Raw genomic sequence first — 1,999 nt, 5'->3', positions numbered from 1 at the left:
CCCTCCCGCTCGCACCGTCCCCTTGGCCACTCTGAACGTGTTGGAGACGCCGCCCCGGCGATCCCCTCGGGTCCCAGCCGATCCTCTCGCGCTTCGACCCCTCCTCCCCCGCGTTCGTTCTGGCCAAGGAGGCTCACATGTTGCGCCATCCGCAGTTCCTGAAGGACTTGGTCACCGGCACCGCCAGCGCCCTCGCCGCCATCCACGTCAGCCCCGAAGGGCTGGTCCTCGGCTGTTCGCCCGGGGTGGGCGAGGACGAGGCCGACCACTGGTCGGCCGTGATGGCGGCGCTGCACGCCGTGAGCAACCGCAGCACCGAGATCATCGGCCGTAGCACCGCCGAACGGGGCCTCTGGGGCCACAGCGTGGTCGAGGACCGGGCCGGCCGCACACGCTGATTCTCGTCGGTGCCAACGACGGCTCGATGCTCGCCGCGGTGTGCGGGAAGAACGCCCAACTGGGCGACATCGCCGCCCGGCTCGTCGAACTGGCGGACAGCACCGTCGCCGTGGGGGCTGCGGCGTGAACCCGATCTCGGCCAAGGCCCCGACCCGCCCGCGGCGCCCGTTGCCGCTGCCCGATGTCCTCGGCACCGTGCACATCCCCGACCCGCTCAGCCCCGGCATGGCCGGACTGGCCTCCTACCTCACCCAACGCCACGCCCGGGTCACGATCTCCCCCGTGCAGGCGAGCCTTCGTCCCGAGCTGGTCGAGCGGCTTGAGCGTCGCGGGGCCGTTCTCCGAGCGGTCGCCCCCGGTACGGCTTCGCTGATCTGGGGCGGCGACAACACCGTGACCCACGACCTCACCAGCCACATCGCCGGCCACGGCCTGCCCATGATGGGCTACGCGCGGGCCGTCGAGCTGCTGGCCGGCACGGCACCGGTCACGGTCACCGTCGCCGGCAGCCATTCGACCACCATGGCTGCCGCCGCGCTCACCTGCGCACTCGTCAGCCGCGATCCCGGGTGGATCCTCGCCGAAGCCCCGATGGGGGACTCCGCCGGCTATGACGGCGGCGGAGAGGTCCTGGTGGTGGACCTCTGTCCGGACGGCTCCAGCCACGAGACGTCGCCGCCCGGTTGGCGCTTCCGCACGCTCGGCGAAGGGCTGAGCCCCACGGTGACACTGATCACCGCCGTGGATGCGGCACCGCCGGCGTTCTGGAACCAGCAGGAAGCGCTGGACCAGATGGAGGTCCTCGCCCAGCGGAGCGACACGGTGGTGGTGTGGGTCGCCCAGCCCGGTTGCCAGGAACTGGCGGACCGGCTGCGCAGGCACCGGCCGGGTCCGAGGGTGGTGACCGTCGGCCGCGGCACCGGCATGGACGTCCAGGTCCTCGGGACGTTCTGGACCGGAGAGGAGCACCGCGTCACCGTCCAGGCCGACGGCGAACGCCACACGTTCACCATGCCGGTCGCCGGGACGAACAATGCCATGGCCGTGGCCGCTGCGTGGGCCGCGGGCTGGGCCCTCGGTGTTCCCGGCCGTGAACTCGTCGACGGACTCGGCGCGTTCGCGGGCGTCGAACGATCGCTGACCAGGCTGGGCTCTACCGGTGGCATCAACGTCGTCGAGTCCAGGGCCGTGCACCCGAAGGAGATCGCCGCCGACCTCCAGGGCGCCCGGATGCTCACCGAGGGCGCGGTGGTGGCCGTCTACGAGCCCTCCGGGCACCTGCGGTCGAACGCCCTCACCAGTCTGATCGCCGAAGCCTTGGGCACCGCCGACCGGACCGTACTGCTTCCCGTCCACTCGACGTTCCCCCGCGGCCAGAACCACGCCGACGGCAGCGAATCCATCCTCAACGCCAGTTCCACCGGCACGGTGATCCGCTTCGAGCCCGACCTGCACCGGCAGGGCTCCGAGGCCCTGATTGCCTCCCTCGTGCAGCGGGGCGACCTGGTCCTGACCATCGGCTCCCCGGCCGCCCGGCGGATCGGGCCCTCCCTGCTGGCCGCTCTCCACCGGCCGCAGCCCGCCCGATAGCCCCCACCCC

2 protein-coding genes are annotated in these 1,999 nt (G+C 72.2%); both read left to right on the top strand.

The window, feature by feature from the left end; all coding sequences use genetic code 11:
- Positions 1 to 137 precede the first annotated feature (137 nt).
- Positions 138 to 398, top strand: a complete 261-nt coding sequence (locus tag ACIQOV_RS39225) for a roadblock/LC7 domain-containing protein (RefSeq protein ID WP_401055655.1) — start codon at positions 138 to 140, stop codon at positions 396 to 398.
- Between the two features lie 124 nt (positions 399 to 522).
- Entirely contained in the window at positions 523 to 1,989 is a 1,467-nt protein-coding gene (locus ACIQOV_RS39220; RefSeq protein WP_401055653.1) for a hypothetical protein, read from the top strand.
- The last annotated feature ends 10 nt before the right edge of the window (positions 1,990 to 1,999 follow it).

The sequence above is a fragment of the Kitasatospora sp. NPDC091257 genome, from assembly GCF_044757675.1.
In the GTDB taxonomy this organism is placed as follows: domain Bacteria; phylum Actinomycetota; class Actinomycetes; order Streptomycetales; family Streptomycetaceae; genus Kitasatospora; species Kitasatospora lactacystinica.
Note: the sequence above shows the minus strand (reverse complement) of the source record. Positions and strands in the feature narration are given on the sequence as shown.